The sequence below is a fragment of the Aerococcus urinaeequi genome (assembly GCF_001543205.1).
GTDB classification, from domain to species: Bacteria; Bacillota; Bacilli; order Lactobacillales; family Aerococcaceae; genus Aerococcus; species Aerococcus urinaeequi.
In genome coordinates this window covers 1,779,719-1,797,736 of record NZ_CP014162.1, presented here as the reverse complement: position 1 = coordinate 1,797,736, position 18,018 = coordinate 1,779,719, and the positions used below count along the sequence as shown (strand labels likewise).

13 protein-coding genes and 1 other annotated feature are annotated in these 18,018 nt (G+C 39.3%); of the genes, 3 read left to right on the top strand and 10 right to left on the bottom strand.

Annotation, left to right across the window (positions count from 1 at the left end; translation table 11 throughout):
• Window positions 1-112: 112 nt before the first annotated feature.
• The 6 genes from AWM74_RS08335 to carB form a co-directional block, all read right to left on the bottom strand.
• A complete protein-coding gene (locus AWM74_RS08335; RefSeq protein ID WP_026465928.1) occupies window positions 113-1,312 on the bottom strand; it encodes an acetylornithine transaminase in 1,200 nt (399 codons plus the stop codon).
• Between the two features lie 9 nt (window positions 1,313-1,321).
• On the bottom strand, window positions 1,322-2,593 hold the full coding sequence (gene argJ, locus AWM74_RS08330) for a bifunctional glutamate N-acetyltransferase/amino-acid acetyltransferase ArgJ (RefSeq protein WP_051218229.1): 1,272 nt from the start codon (window positions 2,591-2,593) through the stop codon (window positions 1,322-1,324).
• A gap of 25 nt (window positions 2,594-2,618) precedes the next feature.
• Window positions 2,619-3,659: an N-acetyl-gamma-glutamyl-phosphate reductase gene (gene argC / locus AWM74_RS08325; protein ID WP_026465926.1), complete on the bottom strand. Its 1,041-nt coding sequence runs from the start codon at window positions 3,657-3,659 to the stop codon at window positions 2,619-2,621.
• Window positions 3,660-4,685 (bottom strand): ornithine carbamoyltransferase, encoded by a 1,026-nt coding sequence (argF, locus tag AWM74_RS08320; RefSeq protein WP_026465925.1) that lies wholly within the window; start codon window positions 4,683-4,685, stop codon window positions 3,660-3,662.
• 15 nt (window positions 4,686-4,700) lie between these two features.
• Window positions 4,701-5,564 (bottom strand): acetylglutamate kinase, encoded by an 864-nt coding sequence (argB, locus tag AWM74_RS08315; protein ID WP_051218227.1) that lies wholly within the window; start codon window positions 5,562-5,564, stop codon window positions 4,701-4,703.
• A 317-nt stretch (window positions 5,565-5,881) separates the two neighbouring features.
• Window positions 5,882-6,103: a binding site (T-box leader), on the bottom strand.
• Between the two features lie 106 nt (window positions 6,104-6,209).
• Window positions 6,210-9,389 (bottom strand): carbamoyl-phosphate synthase large subunit, encoded by a 3,180-nt coding sequence (gene carB, locus AWM74_RS08310; RefSeq protein WP_026465923.1) that lies wholly within the window; start codon window positions 9,387-9,389, stop codon window positions 6,210-6,212.
• Between the two features lie 601 nt (window positions 9,390-9,990).
• Here carB and AWM74_RS08300 point away from each other — a divergent pair.
• Window positions 9,991-10,173, top strand: a complete 183-nt coding sequence (locus AWM74_RS08300; protein WP_026465921.1) for a hypothetical protein — start codon at window positions 9,991-9,993, stop codon at window positions 10,171-10,173.
• Window positions 10,174-10,429: 256 nt separating this feature from the next.
• On the opposite strand, the gene rpoD is transcribed toward AWM74_RS08300, so the two are convergent.
• The 4 genes from rpoD to clpX form a co-directional block, all read right to left on the bottom strand.
• The gene (rpoD, locus tag AWM74_RS08295; RefSeq protein WP_026465920.1) at window positions 10,430-11,518 is read right to left on the bottom strand and encodes an RNA polymerase sigma factor RpoD; all 1,089 of its coding nucleotides are present in this window, start codon (window positions 11,516-11,518) and stop codon (window positions 10,430-10,432) included.
• A 37-nt stretch (window positions 11,519-11,555) separates the two neighbouring features.
• Window positions 11,556-13,451, bottom strand: a complete 1,896-nt coding sequence (dnaG, locus tag AWM74_RS08290) for a DNA primase (protein WP_034258157.1) — start codon at window positions 13,449-13,451, stop codon at window positions 11,556-11,558.
• A gap of 100 nt (window positions 13,452-13,551) precedes the next feature.
• Window positions 13,552-14,157 (bottom strand): ribosome biogenesis GTP-binding protein YihA/YsxC, encoded by a 606-nt coding sequence (yihA, locus tag AWM74_RS08285; protein ID WP_026465918.1) that lies wholly within the window; start codon window positions 14,155-14,157, stop codon window positions 13,552-13,554.
• Window positions 14,158-14,242: 85 nt separating this feature from the next.
• The gene (gene clpX, locus AWM74_RS08280) at window positions 14,243-15,499 is read right to left on the bottom strand and encodes an ATP-dependent Clp protease ATP-binding subunit ClpX (RefSeq protein WP_026465917.1); all 1,257 of its coding nucleotides are present in this window, start codon (window positions 15,497-15,499) and stop codon (window positions 14,243-14,245) included.
• Between the two features lie 242 nt (window positions 15,500-15,741).
• Here clpX and AWM74_RS08275 point away from each other — a divergent pair, with 242 nt between their 5' ends.
• Together AWM74_RS08275 and AWM74_RS08270 are read left to right on the top strand one after the other, a co-directional pair.
• Complete coding sequence (locus AWM74_RS08275) at window positions 15,742-16,941, top strand: NupC/NupG family nucleoside CNT transporter (protein WP_026465916.1); 1,200 nt, start codon at window positions 15,742-15,744, stop codon at window positions 16,939-16,941.
• Between the two features lie 138 nt (window positions 16,942-17,079).
• Window positions 17,080-18,018, top strand: coding sequence for a nucleoside hydrolase (locus AWM74_RS08270; RefSeq protein WP_026465915.1), 939 nt, complete (start codon window positions 17,080-17,082; stop codon window positions 18,016-18,018).

The following is an 18,018-nucleotide window of genomic DNA, read 5'->3' as shown; positions in this document are numbered from 1 at the left end:
CTACTAGATTGTTCTGTAGTAGGACAAATATTGAACATGGATACTTGAAAAATGACGATTTCAAACTATAAAATATCATTTAGAAGGACATTCTTATAGGTATCTACTAGCCTTATTCGCGCTCGAGAGCTGTTTTCAACTTTGCTAAAGCTTGATCTACCACATCTTTTGTGACATTTAATGGGGGTAGTAAACGGATGACGTTATCCTTAGCTGAAGTCACTAGCAAACCTTGTTCTGCCGCCGCCGCAACCACTTGGGCTACTGGCTTAGTGACTTTCAACCCAATCAAAAACCCTTGACCACGAATTTCTTCTACTAGTGGGGATTGCCAAGATTGTAATTGATCCTTGATATAAGCAGATATAACTTTCACATTTTTCAAAAGTTGTTGGTCTTCAATGGCTGACAAGATGTAGTTGCCCGCTGCTGTAGCTAATGGATTGCCACCAAATGTAGTGCCGTGGTCACCTGGTTTAAAGTGGTCGGCCACTTGGTCCTTTGCCACTACAGCCCCAATTGGTAAGCCCCCACCTAACCCTTTTGCTAGGGTGATGATATCTGGATTTAAAGTCGTTTGTTGGAAGGCGAACATGGTTCCTGTCCGGCCAATTCCTGTTTGAATCTCATCTACAATCACTAGGACATCCTCTTGTTTTTGCAGTGTGTTGATAGCAGACACGAATTCAGGCGTAATGGTATTGACCCCACCTTCTCCTTGGATGACCTCAAGCAAAATGGCACAAGTATTCTTGTTAACTGCCTTTTTTAAAGCGTCAACGTCGTTAAAATCCACATATTTAAAACCGACTGGTAAGGGTTTAAAGGCGGTGTGCATGTCTTCTTGGCCGGTTGCTGTTAAGCTGGCCAAGGTCCGACCGTGGAAAGATTGGGTCATGGAAATAATTTCAAAGGCATCCGGCCCCTTGTTCTCAGTCCCCCATTTACGGGCCAGTTTAATAGCTGCTTCATTGGCTTCAGTCCCCGAATTGGCGAAGAAAGTCTTGTCCAGATTTGAAACTTGGCTTAATTTTTCGGCTAATTTTACCCCATTTTCATTCCAGAAAAGGTTGGACACATGGATCAGATTGCCCGCTTGCTTGGTAATAAAATCGACGAATCCTTGGTCGGCGTGCCCTAATACGTTACAGGCGATGCCAGAAATGAAATCGATGTACTTTTTCCCATCAAGGTCTTCAACATAGGGACCTTGGCCTTTGACCAAAACTGTTTCTTGGCGGTTAAAGGTGTGCATGGTGACTTCTTGTCCTAATGCAATCAATTCTTGCGTATTGAGATTTTGTGTTGTCATATGCTCCTCCTAACTCCGGTAGTCGGCGTTAATTTTGATGTAATCTTCAGTCATATCGCAGGTCCAAACGGCGGTCTTACTATTGCCGAGGCCTAAATCGATATGGATGGTGATTTCTGTTTCAGATAGGATTTCATAGGCTAAATCTTCATCAAATACTAGCCCCTGACCATTCTTGCAGGTTAAAATCTCTCCCTTTTCAGAAATGAAACTGATCTGAATTTTGGCTGGGTCGAGGTAGTCTGGCTGGGATTGGCCAATGGCTGATAATACCCGGCCCCAGTTAGCGTCTTGCCCGTAAACAGCTGTTTTCACCAGGGAGGATGTCGCTACTTGCTTGGCAATCGCTTCAGCGTCTGCTTGACTAGCAGCGCCTTTCACAGCAACGGTAACAAATTTCGTTGCCCCTTCCCCGTCGGCCACAATTTCTTGGGCCATCATTTGACAGATTTCCGTCAATTTCTCTTGGAAAATCAATATATTTTGCTTGGTTGGCTTAACAGAGACCTTGTTGGTAGATGCCAGAAGGACGGTATCGTTGGGACTAGTATCCCCGTCAACTGAAATCTTATTGAAAGATTGGTTAACAGACTCTTTCAGTAATTGCTGTAAGGTTTCTTGGCCAAGGTCTAAATCAGTCACAATATAAGACAACATGGTTCCCATATTCGGGTGAATCATACCTGACCCCTTGGCAATGGCCGCTAGGTGAACGGGCTGCCCTTCAATTTCAAAGGCAATAGCTGCTTGCTTAATTTTGGTGTCCGTAGTCATAATGGCTTCAGCCGCTTGAATCGAATCACCGTCTGTCAGATTATGCGTTAACGTGACCACTTGGTCGTCGAAATTACTCAGGTCCATTGGTACACCAATAACACCTGTAGAACAAATCAGGATTTCATCTGGTTGAATTGTTAGCTTGCTAGCAAGTGTGTTGGCCATAATTTGAACATCGGTATCTCCTTTTGGTCCGTTAAAGGTGTTGGCATTTCCGGAATTAATCATAATGGCTTTAAAGGTAGCCTGTTCATTCAGGCGTTTTTTATCATATTTGATATGATGGGATTGGATGGCATTTTTAGTAAATACCCCTGCCATAGTGGCCCCTTTTGGAAAATAAATCAGGGCTAAATCTTTGTTGCGGTGTTTGAAACCAGAATGGACACCAGACACCCAGACATTTTCAATGGCGCAAAGGCCTCCAGAAATGGCCTGACTAGTTAAAGAATGTATTTCAGCATTTTCACTACTTATTGAGGTCGGTAATTGACTTTGTGACATGTATTCAAACTCCTTTCATCAGTGGTTATGGGAAGATTGGGGCTTGGGTAAGCCCAGTCGTTTGGTCTAGGCCAAACATTAGATTCATATTTTGGATGGCTTGCCCAGCTGCACCTTTTACTAGGTTGTCTATGACGGCAAAAATCACTAACCGGTTGGTTCTTTGATCGACTTTGACTTGGATTTGGGCAAAATTGCTGGCCCGAACCGCTTTAATTTGTGGCAATTGGTCTTGGCCTAGGATGTGAATAAAGTATTTGTCTTGGTAATAATTTTGATAGATTTGACGGACTTGGTCTTCATTAATGTCTTTAGTTAAGTCCACATAGATTGTGGCATGAATGCCCCGTTCGGTTGGTAACAAATGCGGGGTGAATTGAACAGTGACTTGATTGTTTGCAACATTATTTAAAGTCTGCTCAATTTCAGGAATATGGCGGTGAGCCATAGGGTTGTAAGCGTAAAAGTTGTTAGCTAACTCAGTTAGTAAGTTGGCTACCTTGGCAGACCGGCCTGCCCCAGAGACACCTGTTTTGGCGTCAATAATTACTGAATCGGTTCGAATGAAATCTTGGTCGATTACTGGCAATAAGGCGAGCAAACTGCAGGTCACAAAACAGCCAGGATTGGCGATTAAATCTGCCTTTTGAATGTCGGCAGCGTAAAGTTCAGGCAAACCGTAAACCGCTTGTTCAAGTAAATCAGGTTCTGTTTGTGGAATGCCATAATATTCTTGGTAGACTTGGCTATCCTTCAGTCTAAAGTCCGCCCCCAAATCAATCACCTTGACGTCATGCGCTTGGGCTGCTTTCGCGATTTCCATGGATACCCCGTGCGGCAAGCACAAGAATAAGACATCCACTTGGTCGAAAATTTGGTTTGGATCATAAGCCACGAAGGATTGGTCGATTAAGCCCTTGAAATGAGGATAATAGTCCTGAACCTTAGTTCCCACTTCATTTCTCGAAGTTAAAGTGGTTAATTCAATATCTGGTCGGGTCACCAACAAGCGGATTAATTCTTCACCTGTATAGCCAGTTGCCCCGATAATCCCTACTTTAATCACCTAATCGCCTCCTTTGTCATTATTGTTTGGCCAGAATAAGTTGCCGTTTGTAGCTGCCATGATGGCTTTAATTGAGTGCAAGCGATTTTCTGCTTGTAAGAATTGTTTGGCGTAATCGGCCTGGAAGACTTCATCTGTCACTTCCATTTCTTGGTAGCCGTATTGGTCTAAGACTTGCTGGCCGTAAGTGGTTTCTGCGTCATGGAAGGCAGGTAGGCAATGTAGGAAAATGCAATTCGCTGTCTCAACTTGGTCTATCAATGATTTGTTGACTTGGAATGGCATTAATTGCTTGATCCGGTCTTCAAAGGTCGCTTCCTCACCCATTGACACCCAGACATCTGTGTATATAATGTTGGCCGTTTTCACGGCTTGAACTGGGTTATTTGTTACGGTGATTTTGGCATTTGTTGCTTTAGCGATGTCTTGAGCGGTTTCAAGAATATCTTGTTCAGGTTGTAATTGTGAGCTAGTCGCAATGGTAATGTCAACGCCCAACTTGGCACCTGCAATCATTAAAGAGTTGGCCATATTGTTACGACCATCACCTAGATAGACTAAGTGGTGCCCTTTTAAACAACCGAAAATCTCTTTGATAGTCATAAAGTCCGCAATCATTTGGGTTGGATGCCAGGTATCGGTCAAGCCGTTCCAAACTGGTACACCAGCGTGGGCGCCTAATAATTCGACTGCGTTCTGGTCAAAACCACGATACTCGATGCCATCAAACATGGAGCCAAGAACTTTTGCGGTGTCTATAACAGATTCTTTCTTACCGAGTTGGATGTCGTTGGCCCCAAGGTATTCAGGGTGACCGCCTAAATCGTTGACCGCTACGGTAAAGGCTGCACGGGTCCGAGTGGAAGATTTTTCAAATAATAAGGCAATATTTTGACCTTTTAAATATTCGTGTGGAATGTTGGCTTTTTTTAATTTTTTTAGATGCAAGGCGAAGTCTATTAGGAATTCAATTTCTTCACTGGTATAATCCAGTAATTTTAAAAAGTTTTTATTTTGTAAGTTCATGTGTATACCACCTTTTTAAGCTGTAATCATGGTGCCAATGCCATTTTTGGTAAATAATTCTAAGATAATAGCATGGGGAATGGTGCCGTCGATAATCTGGCAAGAATGGACACCCGATTGGATGGCACCTAGGCAATTTTCCACTTTAGGAATCATGCCGCCAGTAATGATCTTGTTTTCAATGGCTTCTTGGATTTGGTCAGCGGACATAACGGAATATAAAGTTGATGGGTCAGCCGGATCTTCATAGATGCCGTTAATATCAGTCAGGTAAATCATTTTTTCAGCCTTTAAAGCTGAGGCAATCGCAGCGGCCGCTTCATCAGAATTGATGTTCAAGCTCTCACCTTTGGGTCCATAAGCGATGGGTGAAATCACCGGAAGCATATTATCATCTAACATTTGGTTGAGATAGTCCGTGTTGACATTTGTTACCTGGCCAACTAGCCCAAGGGATTCATCTTTCTTCACAGCTTCCATAACTTTATTGTCCTTACCAGAAACTGAAACTGACGAAACGCCCTCCTCATTCAACATGGTGGTTAAATTGGGTGAGATCAAACCAGTTAAGACCATTTCAACCGTCCGCATCACATCACTTGAAGTCACCCGCAAACCATTAATAAACTGTGGCTCAACTCCTTGCACTTCAAGCATCCGGTTAATTTCTGGCCCACCACCATGTACGATAATTGGCTTCATTCCAACGTACGACAGCCAAGCGATATCTGAAATCACCCGCTGCCGCATTTCTTCAGAAATCATGGCATGACCGCCATATTTAATCACCACAATTTTTTGGTGAAAATCCTTAATATATGCCAAGGAATTTATTAAAATATCTGCCTTCTCAATATCTTGCTTATTAATCTCTATCACTTTTCTCCTCCATTTCATCAAAAAACACCCCTACATCTGCATCTCGCAAATATAGAGGCGTTAAACCGCGGTACCACTCTACTTAGGCATTTTCCATTGATTTTAATCACCGGAAAATGGCTATCTCTCATCCTAACGTGGACACTACGTCCTTGTTCAGTTTTTTAACCTAACAAGAAATCTTTAAAGCGCGGTTCAATTGGTTGATATCAGTAGTCTCACACCATCACTACTTCGCTTGGCATACGCCCCAATTTACTTTCTTTATCTACGATTCATTTATATATAAAAAAGCCCCGTTCCATGTTCAAATAGAACATAGAGACGGGGCTTAGCCGTGGTACCACTCTAGTTAACTCAAATTGACAAACAATTGAATTCACTCGATTTTGTTAACGCTGCATCAGCGAAATTAGCTACTTGCTTTCACCAATTTATCTATGAAGTGCGGTTCAGTGATGTCGTCATATTAGGCTTCCACTCTATCCTAACTCGCTGTGAATCCAATCATCATTTACTCTCTTCATACTTGATCTTTAATATTTCCATTATTTTATTAGGAAATAATGATAATGTCAAATGTTTTATCAGAGTATTTTTAAGTTAGTGATATGTTTTTTGCATCACTGTCTTGCATAGAATTCATTAAACCTTAGCGCCAACCGCTTTTTCGTCCAAAACTTTCGTATAGGCTTTAAAGGTATCTAGGTGGGTAAACAATGACGCTAATTGGCTGATGGCAGTCAATCTAGTCGCCAACCCTTTTTCATACCCTGGCACATTACCCGTTGTATCCACCACTAATTGCACATCGTTTTCAGTGATATATTGGTTTAACTCATCTGTATTTGAGAAGACTGTAAAGTTATCTGATTCAAGCTTTTCGTCTGCGTCATTGATGTAGATTGCTAATGGGTAACCTGCCTTATGCAACTTGGTCAAGTCCGCTTCGATTTCTCCTAAATCTGCTTTAAACAAGTTGAAGACAATCGCACCATCTTCAGTCGCTTGAATGTTGGCTCCTTCAAAGGCTCTTTGTAGGGCAATGGCGTATGTCTTACCTGACCCCATCACTTCACCAGTTGATTTCATTTCTGGACTAACCGCTGGATCAACACCATTTAATTTAGTGAATGAGAAGACCGGTGCTTTCACATGGACTTGGTCATCAGTATAGTCGAATACCCCGCTAGTATAGCCTTGCGCTTGTAAGCTAGTCCCCATGATCACGTTTGTAGCAATTTGCGCGATTTCAATATCTGTTACTTTTGATAAGAATGGCACTGTACGGCTGGCTCTAGGGTTCACTTCGATAATAAAGACTTTATCATTTTCCACGATGAACTGGATATTCACCATCCCAATTGTGCCTAAGCCATTTCCAATTTTGATGGTTTCATCGATAATTTGGTCGATGACAGCTTGTGATAATCTTTGTGTAGGGAAAACAGCCATGGAGTCACCTGAGTGGACACCCGCTGCTTCGATATGTTCCATGATACCTGGGATAAAGACATCCGTGCCGTCGCAAATGGCGTCCACTTCAACTTCAATCCCTTGAACGTAGTGGTCAATCAAGATTGGCGCTTCTTGTTTTAATTTATGACTTTCAACCAAGGCGTCATTCATGTAAGTGGTTAAGTTTTCTTCGTCATAAACCACTTCCATCCCTCTACCACCTAGGACAAATGATGGTCTAACAAGTACTGGGTAGCCACCAATTTTTTCTGGGATAGCTAGCGCTTCTTCTAAGGTTAAGGCTGTAGCACCTTCTGGTTGGGCAATATTTAATTGGGTTAATGCTTGTTCGAATAATTTTCTATCTTCAGCTCGGTTCATGTCTTCAACCGATGTCCCAAGAATTTGGATACCAGCTTCATTCAAGTCATTGGCCAAGTTGATGGCAGTTTGTCCACCGAATTGAATCATGACACCGATTGGTTGCTCCCGTTCAATAATAGCCATCACATTTTCAAAAGTAACTGGTTCAAAGAATAATTTGTCAGAGATCGAGAAATCAGTAGATACTGTTTCAGGGTTAGAGTTGATAATCAAGGCTTCATACCCTGCTTTTTGTAAGGCTTTAACACAGTGAACAGTTGCGTAGTCAAACTCAATTCCTTGTCCGATTCTGATTGGACCAGAACCTAATACTAAAACAGATTCTTTATCAGTAGCTGTATTAACTTTGTTTTCACCAGCATAAGAGGTGAAGAAGTAGCTTGCCTCACCGTAGTCACCCATACCCCAGATGGTTACAGGGACAAAATTAGGTGCAAGGGCATGTTCATCTCTAAAGGATTTCACTTCATTCACAGTTACTTTGGCAAGTTGCGCAATTGTTTGGTCATCAAAGCCGCTTAATTTCGCTTCTGCCACAACACCTTTATCTAGCGGTTGATCTTTAAGCGCTGCTTCAATGTCCACGATATGTTTAATAGCTTTTAGGAATAATGGGCGGATTTTCGTACGGTCTTCAGCTTCTTCTACAGTCATTCCACGACGAATCGCTTCTGCCAAGTAGAAGATACGGTCATCTTTCACTTCGACAATTTCTTTTAAAATTTTCTCGTCTGACGCTTTAGCAGCATCCACATCGAATAAGTGTGGGTGGCCGTTATCAAGCGATTGGATTGATTTCAACAAGGCTTCTTCAATCGATTGACCTAGTGACATTACCTCACCAGTTGCCTTCATTTGCGTCGTTAAGCTTCTATCTGCATTTTTGAACTTGTCGCTTGACCAACGTGGCACTTTTGCAACAGTATAAGTAATATTTTTTGGATCATATTCGGAAAAAGTCGTTTCAGTGTAAGGGTTGTATAATTCGTCAAAGCGATACCCTACTGCGATTTTAGCTGCCACTCTGGCAATGGGGAAACCTGTCGCTTTTGAAGCTAGGGCTGATGAACGAGATACACGAGGGTTTACCTCAATGATGTAGTATTCTTGTGTATCAGGTTTTAAGGCAAGTTGTACATTACAGCCACCTTCAATTTCTAATGCTTGAATAATTTTAATGGCTACATCTGCTAGCATGTCATTTTGTGCTTGATCAAGTGATTGATTAGGGGCAAACACAATTGAATCTCCTGTATGTACACCAACTGGGTCGAAGTTTTCCATCGAAGTGATGACTTTTGCAACACCCGCGCCATCTCTCATTACTTCGTATTCTATTTCTTGGTAACCAGCAATTGATTTCTCAATTAAACATTGGGTTACTGGCGATAAAATCAAACCGTTCTTAACGATTTTTTCTAATGATGCTTGGTCTTCACAGATACCACCACCAGAACCACCCATGGTAAAGGCTGGTCTTACAATAATTGGGTAACCAATTTTATTGGCAAAATCAACCGCTTCATCGACAGTGTGAACAATTGTTGAATCCGGAACAGGTTGGCCGATTGAAGTCATCAAGTTTTTAAATAACTCACGGTCTTCTGCTTGGTCAATGGCTTTAAGGTTGGTACCAATTAACTCAATATCTAATTCTTCTAAAATACCTGAAGCATCTAAAGTTAAAGCCATGTTTAAGCCTGTTTGACCACCAAGTGATGGTAAAATTGCATCTGGTTTTTCTTCGTATAAAATTTTAGAAACCATTTCTTCAGTAATTGGCTCGATATAAATCTTATCGGCCATCTTGCGATCAGTCATTATTGTCGCTGGATTCGAATTAATTAGGACAACTTCGTATCCTTCTTCTTTTAATGCGAAACAAGCTTGAGTACCAGCATAGTCAAATTCGGCTGCTTGTCCGATAACAATGGGACCAGATCCGATAACTAGAATTTTGTGAATATCTGTTCTCTTTGGCATAATTTTTCCCCTTTTCTAATGACCTATCGATTGCACACCAAATCCACCAATTTCTTTAAACACCCCTAATTCAAGCTATATACCTGCAATCTGTGGGATTTTATTAAAAACATCGGTGCCGATTGGCTTTATTAAAATTAAAATACTTTCCCTTCCATTTTTCACAGACTCAGATATGACCCTTAATGATTCTTGAAGACAAATTGTCATCTGCTTTTTGATTGCGAAGTATTTTTTCCTTTGTCGTACTTTACGGCATGTTGATATGAAGGTCAAACAAAAAATGAAAACAGCATCATTTTTTTCTAACTTTTTAGCCATATTTTCTATTGAAAACTCACTTCTCTCTATATAAGCGGCTGAAAAAAATGAACTTGATATGAATACATAAAAAAAACAAATAGATACAATCTTTGTCTTTGTCCCCCTTGATTTACTATCAATATTTCAAATTTGTGTTTTTTTAACTTCTGATTTATCGGTGAAATTCTAGGACTTTGCTAAAATTTGCTAAACTGAATTAAACAAGGAGTCACGATAAAGGCGTGGAATCATGACTATAATCCCTTACTTATCTTTCTATGGATAAGCCACAGATGCAATGCCCTACTATAAAGAAACACTAGGTGGTAAAATATTAGCCGCAGTTGAATATGGCGCTGTGGTAGATACTGAAAATTCCGGTCAATTACCAAAAACACAGCACCATCATTTGCTGCGCGGTGCCCTAGACATTGACGGCAAGAGTTTATTATTCTCAGACGAATTTCCTAGTGAAGGTTAACCCGACTACAATGATGTCTCTGTGTCTATTATGTCTAGTGATTTTGACCAGTTACAAGGCTGTTTTTATAACTTAGTTAAGGAATCTACGGAGGTTATCGTCTTATTTCAAGCGATGGATTGGTTCCTTAGTTATAGCATGCTGAGAGATAAGTACAGTGTCAAATGGCATTTGAATTACGAGGTTTATGGTCAATACAATTTAAAAACTCGCAATAAAAAAAGCAGCCCTTCGGCTGCTTTTTTGGTTGAGAATCTTATTCTAAAAAGTCTTTTAATTGTTTTGAACGAGATGGGTGGCGTAATTTTCTCAATGCTTTTGCCTCGATTTGACGGATACGCTCCCGGGTAACGCCAAATTGTTGACCAACTTGTTCCAATGTTTTCGATTGACCATCTTCTAGACCGAAACGTAAACGTAAAACATTTTCTTCACGGTCTGTTAGAGTATCTAAGACCTCGTTTAATTGTTCTTTTAATAATTCTGCAGAAGTGTAGTCAGCAGGACTAGTTGCATCGTGGTCTTCAATGAAATCACCTAAGTGAGAGTCATCTTCCTCTCCAATAGGTGTTTCCAATGATACTGGCTCTTGAGCAATTTTTAGAATATCACGTACTTTTTCAGTTGGTAAATCCATTTCAGCCCCAATTTCTTCTGGGGTTGGTTCGCGTCCTAAATCTTGCAATAATTGACGTTGGATACGTACTAATTTATTAATAGTTTCAACCATATGTACCGGAATACGGATAGTACGCGCTTGGTCAGCAATGGCACGGGTAATGGCTTGACGAATCCACCAAGTAGCGTAAGTAGAGAATTTGAACCCTTTATGGTAGTCAAATTTCTCAACAGCCTTCATTAGCCCCATGTTACCTTCTTGAATTAAATCTAAGAATGACATACCACGTCCTACATAACGTTTAGCAATAGATACAACCAAACGTAAGTTGGCTTCAGCTAATTCTTGCTTAGCTACTGGGTCACCTTGTTCAATACGTTGTGCTAAAGAAACCTCTTCGTCCGCAGTTAATAATTCCACGCGGCCAATCTCTTTCAAGTACATCCTAACTGGGTCGTTAATTTTAACGTCAGAAGCTACAGAAGTAGGATCTACTTCCTCTTTCTTCACTTTTTCTGCTTCTTTGTCGGCTTCTTTATCCATCTGACGCAATGTTGGTTCGCCATTTTCATCAACAACGGCAATACCTTTATCATCTAAGGCAAAAGGTTGTGCGATTTTATCGCTTAAATCAGTATATTGAATTGTACCAAGAATTTTTTTCTCAGCAATTAATTGTTTTGTAGCTTGGTTAAGTGTTACGCCGTCCACTTTTTTCTTTACCATTCAATTTGCTCCTTACATAAATAATAATTGTAATAGTTTATTTACCACGACTTTTTATTTGCTTTAACAAATCTATTTTTTGTTTGATCAAAATGCTAATTTGTGCAAAGTCGTCTACCGATCTTGCATAAGCAATTTCGTCGTCTAAAGATTGCATTTTTTGTTCAACATTACCTTTGATTTGAATATTATAAATTAGATCTTCAACTTCGCCCTCACCTATATCTGGTGCCACTTCCATATTCATCACTTCAGCTACAAGACGCTGTTCTTCAGCACCTGACAAGGCCTGTAAGAAATCTCCAGGATCAATCTCACCGTCAATATTTTGATTGTTTTCTCGATAGTCAGACAATAACATAAAGACCGTTTCAACTCCACTAGAATGGAAATGAAAATCCCTATTCGCTATTAGTAACCATGTTTCACTATTATAGAGTAAACGATATAGTAATAGCAATTCACTTTTTTCAAGTTGGGACTTTTTCTTGCTTGTTGTAGCAGGAATACTTGGTTGAAAATTGGTATTTGTTGGAAAAGACTTCTGGTTGCCGTTATCATCAGCTTGATAGGGTTGGTGTGACTGTTTTTTAGGACTATGACTCTCTAACTGGTGTAATAAGGTGTCTTTAGATACACCTGTATCTTCAGCAATTTCTCCAACATAGATATCCCGATCGATGGCTTGTTGAATTTTAGCAATGGCTTCCAACATCACATTAATGAATTGGATCTTGCCATTATCAGTCTCAAGAGAAAATTCCTGCCGGTAATAATTCCTCATGAAATGAATCGGACTCAACCTTTTGTTCAAGACAAAATTGACATACCGCTCGCCACCATACTTTTGAATAAATTCATCAGGGTCTAAATTTTGCTCAAAGGCTAGCACATTTAGCTTCAAACGACTACTTTGATTTTGTATCAAATTAATTGCTCGAAGGGTCGCCTTTTGACCGGGTTTATCTCCATCATAGGCAATTAAGACCTGTTTACTTGTTCGTTCAATAGCCTTAATTTGGTTGTTGGTTAAACTAGTTCCCATAGATGCAACACCATTGCCTACACCTTCATTGTGTGAGGCTATGACGTCCATAAAACCTTCAAATAAAACGAGCTCTTTGGCTCTTCGGGCTTCATTTTGAGCTAAATCCAAGTTAAACAGGAAAGTATTTTTCTCGAATATTTCTGTCTCAGGACTATTCAAGTACTTGGCTGCATCAGGATGACTTTCATAATGGTTAGAGCCAGGCAATATCCTCCCTGAAAAACCAACAGTCTTCCCTTGGGGATTTCGTAGTGGGAACATCACACGACCAGCAAATCTATCTTTTAACCGGTCCTGGTCGCCTACAAATATACCAGAAAGTTGCAACTCTTCAATGGTAAATTCTTTGTTTAACAGATGTTGTGCAGCTAAGCGCCCATCTTCAGGTGCGATACCAATTTGGTAGGCATCAAGCGTTTCTTTGCTTAAACCTCGATCATATAGATACGTTAGTCCTTGGTGACCGTTTTCCGTATTCATCAATAAATAATGGTAAAATTGCCTTAATTCTTCATGAAGTTGGATGAGTCGATTTTGCGCACTTGAATAATTGGCTGTTTGTTTGCCATCATCTAAGGCTGACCAATCGAAAGATACCGAAACATTCCCAGTTTCAGCTACCTTTTGGACAGCTTGGGGGAAGGAATAGCCTTCAATTTCTTCCATAAAACGAAAAACATTACCCCCTCGACCACATGAGAAGCAGTGAAAAATCTGCTTTTCTTCATTTACTGTGAACGAAGGCGTACGTTCTTCATGAAATGGACAATAACCAAAATAGTTACGTCCCCTTTTTTGTAAGTCAACAAATTGACTGGTAACATCAAGGATATTTACATTATTCTTAACTTCATTAATGATTTCCTCTGGAATAAAATTCGCCAATTGATCACCTACTTTTGCCGGCAAAAACTCACAATAAATATAGCGGAAACCAAATCAAAATGCAATCGATATGGCTATATTCTTTACGAATATTTGTAACCTATACTTCAGACTCAAATTCGCCATCTAAAACAGCTTGAATAATTTCCCACGCTTCATCGCGGCCATCCTTTGTTTCAGCAGAGAATGGTAAGATCTGATCGATTGATTCTAATTCTAATGTTTTATAAATATCACTTAAGTGTTTATTCCATTGACTCTTCTTAATTTTGTCTGTTTTTGTTGCTATGACAAAATATGGTACGCCATGGTAATCCATAAACTCTTTCATTTGGATATCATCTTTTGTTGGCTGATGACGGAAGTCAACAACCAATAGGGCCAATGCTAGATTTTCACGGCTAGCAAAATACGTTTCTAACATCTCGCCCCATTTAGCTTTTTCTGTCTTGCTTACTCTGGCATAACCGTAACCTGGCACATCCACAAAGTAGAATAAATCTTCAATTTGATAATAGTTTAATTGTTGTGTTTTACCTGGTTTACTAGAGGTTCTAGCCAGTTTTTTACGGTTGATCATTGTGTTGATGAAAGAACTTTTCCCAACATTAGACCGACCTGCTAACGCGATTTCCGGAATAATTGGTGCTGGATACTGTTCTGGCCTCACGGCAGATATCAGAAACTCAACGTTATGTACGTCCATGAAAAATCCCCTTTCTGACGCAAAAAGGAAAGACTCATTCTAGTCTTTCCCATTGTATTTAATACACTGCTACTATTAACAATAATTAAGCGATTTTTTCGCCTTCTAAGTCAAATAAATCTGGTTCGATGTCGTCATTAATCACTGATTCAGTAATCATTACTTTTGAAACGTCTTCTCGTGAAGGAATTTCAAACATGATTTCTAACATAGCTTCTTCAATAATTGAGCGTAACCCACGCGCGCCTGTCTTACGGTCTAGAGCTTTTTGTGCGATGGCATCTAAAGCTTCATCTGTAAAGGTTAATTCCACATTATCCATCTTCAATAATTGTTGATACTGTTTCACTAAGGCATTTTTAGGTTGCGTTAGAATGTGGACTAAATCTTCTTTTGTTAATTTATTCAAGTTCGCCATAATCGGTAAACGTCCAATAGATTCAGGAATTAGCCCGAAAGTTTGTAAGTCTTGTGGAATGGCTTGTTGCATAATTGCATCGTTGTCATTCAAAATATGGTTATTTGAAGAATTGCCAAAACCAATGACCTTTTCACCTAGACGTTCTTTAATAATTGGCTCGATACCATCAAAGGCACCACCTACAATAAAGAGAATGTCTGTTGTATCCACTTGAATTAATTCTTGGTGTGGATGTTTACGACCACCTTGTGGCGGAATATTCGCTTCAGTACCCTCTAAAATCTTCAGTAAGGCTTGTTGTACACCTTCACCAGATACGTCACGGGTGATTGAGACGTTCTCTGACTTACGAGCAATCTTATCGATTTCATCGACATAGATAATCCCTTTTTGTGCGCGCTCAACATCGAAATCAGCTGATTGCATTAATTTCACTAGGATATTTTCAACATCTTCCCCAACATAACCCGCTTCTGTCAGTGTCGTTGCATCTGCAATCGCAAATGGCACATCAAGAATACGTGCTAAAGTTTGAGCTAAGTATGTTTTACCTGAACCAGTTGGGCCCATTAGTAGGATATTACTCTTTTGTAGAGATACCCCATCATCATTTGTTTCGTTATTAGAAGAAATACGTTTGTAGTGGTTATATACTGCTACTGATAAAGTTTTTTTAGCTTGATCTTGACCAATAACATAATCATCTAAGATGGAACGAATTTCAGTTGGCTTTGGTGGTTCAACCATTGTATAAGATTCTTGTCGTTCTTGGTTAACTTCTTCATCAATAATTTCTTGGCATAGGGCTACACATTCATTACAGATATAAACACCCGGTCCAGCGATGATTTTGTCTACCTCATCTTGTGATTTTCCACAAAAAGAACAGTGAATCGTTGTTTGTTCATCATCATTATACATGCTATCCGTTCTCCTTTCCCTTTTTACATCACCTTATTGTGCCAAATTCTTGACTTTAAGTCAATTTAAAAGTCTTCATTTTGTAGGTTTATTCAGCTTTATTGTATTATGTATGATAGATTAAAATTGTAACCGGTTTATCGTTCGGAAATTCTCTTAAAATCACTAGTATTTTACTAACCAATATTTTATAATGATTAGCAGTGCAAAAATTTGAATATGAATAAGAAAAGGAGATAACTATGAGTATTATTCGCGGAATCATCGGTCTAATTGTCATTGGACTTATTGCTTTATTACTTAGTAAAGACCGTAAGAACGCCCGTATTAAACAAGTAGGAATTTTATTAGTTATTATGTTTGTTTTAGCCTTCATTGGTTTAAGAACAAGCTTTGGGATTGCAATTTTGGAAGGTGTATCAGGATTCTTTAACTGGTTAATCTTACAAGCAAATGGTGGTACCGAATTTGTTTTTGGTGAGGGGTCTACAGGATATGGTATCTTCTTCCTAAACGTTTTAATGCCAATTGTATTTATTTCTGGATTGATTGGTATCCTTCAATATATTAACGTTTTACCATTTATCGCTAAATACTTAGGTAAAGGCCTTAACAAGGTGACTGGTATGGGTGAAAATGAATCATATATTGCCATTATTATGGCTATGCTTGGCCAATCAAATGGTTTTATTACAATAAAACGTTACATTGATAAATTCTCACCTGAACAAATCTTTACGTTTGCGCTAATGGGATTATCTTGTGTATCAGCTACAACTATTGCTTCTTACATGCAAATGGTTGATGGTAAATTTGTAGTAGTAGCTATTCTGTTAAATGTTTTTGCCGCTTTCGTTATCGTCTCATTGATGACACCATATAATCCACAAGCACTTCAAGTAGATTTCAACCCTATTGAAGAAGCTAAAGAAAACGAAGGAATTGAAGAAGATAACTTTTTCTCAGTATTGAGTGACTACATTTCTAGTGGTTTCCAAATTGCCCTAGCAATCGCTGGTTCATTGATTGGTTTTACAGCTTTAATTACCTTCCTTAATTCATTAGCTAGTTTGGTATTTGGCATAGATTTCGTTACTATCCTTGGTTACGTTTTCTCTCCACTTGCATATATTATGGGTGTTCCAAGTACAGATATCGTAAGTGCTGGTTCAATCATGGCTTCTAAATTGTTAACCAATGAATTTGTGGCCTTAGGTGAAGTTCAAGCAGTTGCTGGTCAAGTAACAGAGAAAACAATGGCGATGATGTCAACTTATGTTATCTCATTTTCAAATATCGCAACTGTCGGCATGATTATTGCTTCTGTAAAAATTATGTCAGCTAAACAAGCAAAAGTTGTCGCAAACAATACATGGCGTTTAATCATTGCTTCTGTCTTAGTATCTATGATTTCAGCGACAATTGTTGGTTTCTTCTTCTAATTTAGAAACCTGACTCAATAGTAAATTTAAATAAACTTATATAAGGCATTGTCTTTCTTCTATCAATTTGAAAGACAATGCCTTATACTTTACTTAGGATAAGATATTGAAGTATCCAACTTTATAGGGGGTTTAAATATGAAATTAATCTTAGATTTTGATACTGGTATTGATGATGCAATGGCTATTGCACTTGCTTTGGGCGAAGAAGACGCAGAAGTAATCGGTATTACATCTGTATTTGGAAATGCTGAAGTCGACAAGTGTGTCCACAATGCTTCAGCAGTATTAAAATTATTAGACCGCGAAGACATCCCTGTTTTCCGTGGCGCTTCCCACAAGATTGGCGCAAGTGAAGATTATATCCAAGAAAAAGCATCTGGTATCTTTCATGGGCTAAATGGCCTAGGGAATATTGAATTACCTGCTGGTAATAATATTTCTGATCAAGATGCTATCGATTTTATTATTGAGTCTGCAAACAAATATGAAGATGAGTTAGTCCTAGTAACAACAGGACCTTTAACTAATGCTGCATTAGCGATTCAAAAAGACTTACCTTCTATGCAAAAAATTAAAGGTATTGTATCGATGGGTGGTGCCCTAACAGTACCAGGAAACGTTAGTCCCTTTGCTGAAGCAAACTTCTGGAAAGACTCTGAAGCAAATAATATTGTCTTCGATTCTGGCTTACCTATCAAAGTGATTGGCTTAGATGTTACTTTACGTACACTAATCACCGATACCGATATTGCACCTTGGTTAGAAATGTCTCAAGCTGCCCAAGTCTTCCATGAGATTGTGACTTACTACTTTAAGGCTTACGCTAATTCATATGAAGACCTTACTGGCTGTGCTTTACATGACCCATTGGCTGTCTCTGTTGCACTTAATAGTGACTGGGTTACTGGTGAGACATTCCGCATCAAGAGCTTATACGGTGAGCAAGAAGGTCGCTTAGTTCAAGACCAAGCAGCATTAAACCGTAACGAAAAACCAAATGTATTTGTTGCTCTAGGTGTTGACGCAGAAAAATACAATAAACATTTCTTAGATACTATTAAAAAAGCATTCTAA

What these genes read in the sequence shown, in the direction of transcription:
- AWM74_RS08335 (WP_026465928.1), bottom strand. Translation starts at nt 1,312, where the DNA reads ATGACAACACAAAATCTCAATACGCAAGAATTGATTGCATTAGGACAA.
- argJ (WP_051218229.1), bottom strand. Translation starts at nt 2,593, where the DNA reads ATGTCACAAAGTCAATTACCGACCTCAATAAGTAGTGAAAATGCTGAA.
- argF (WP_026465925.1), bottom strand. Translation starts at nt 4,685, where the DNA reads ATGAACTTACAAAATAAAAACTTTTTAAAATTACTGGATTATACCAGT.
- carB (WP_026465923.1), bottom strand. Translation starts at nt 9,389, where the DNA reads ATGCCAAAGAGAACAGATATTCACAAAATTCTAGTTATCGGATCTGGT.
- AWM74_RS08300 (WP_026465921.1), top strand. Translation starts at nt 9,991, where the DNA reads ATGCCCTACTATAAAGAAACACTAGGTGGTAAAATATTAGCCGCAGTT.
- rpoD (WP_026465920.1), bottom strand. Translation starts at nt 11,518, where the DNA reads ATGGTAAAGAAAAAAGTGGACGGCGTAACACTTAACCAAGCTACAAAA.
- yihA (WP_026465918.1), bottom strand. Translation starts at nt 14,157, where the DNA reads ATGGACGTACATAACGTTGAGTTTCTGATATCTGCCGTGAGGCCAGAA.
- clpX (WP_026465917.1), bottom strand. Translation starts at nt 15,499, where the DNA reads ATGTATAATGATGATGAACAAACAACGATTCACTGTTCTTTTTGTGGA.
- AWM74_RS08275 (WP_026465916.1), top strand. Translation starts at nt 15,742, where the DNA reads ATGAGTATTATTCGCGGAATCATCGGTCTAATTGTCATTGGACTTATT.
- AWM74_RS08270 (WP_026465915.1), top strand. Translation starts at nt 17,080, where the DNA reads ATGAAATTAATCTTAGATTTTGATACTGGTATTGATGATGCAATGGCT.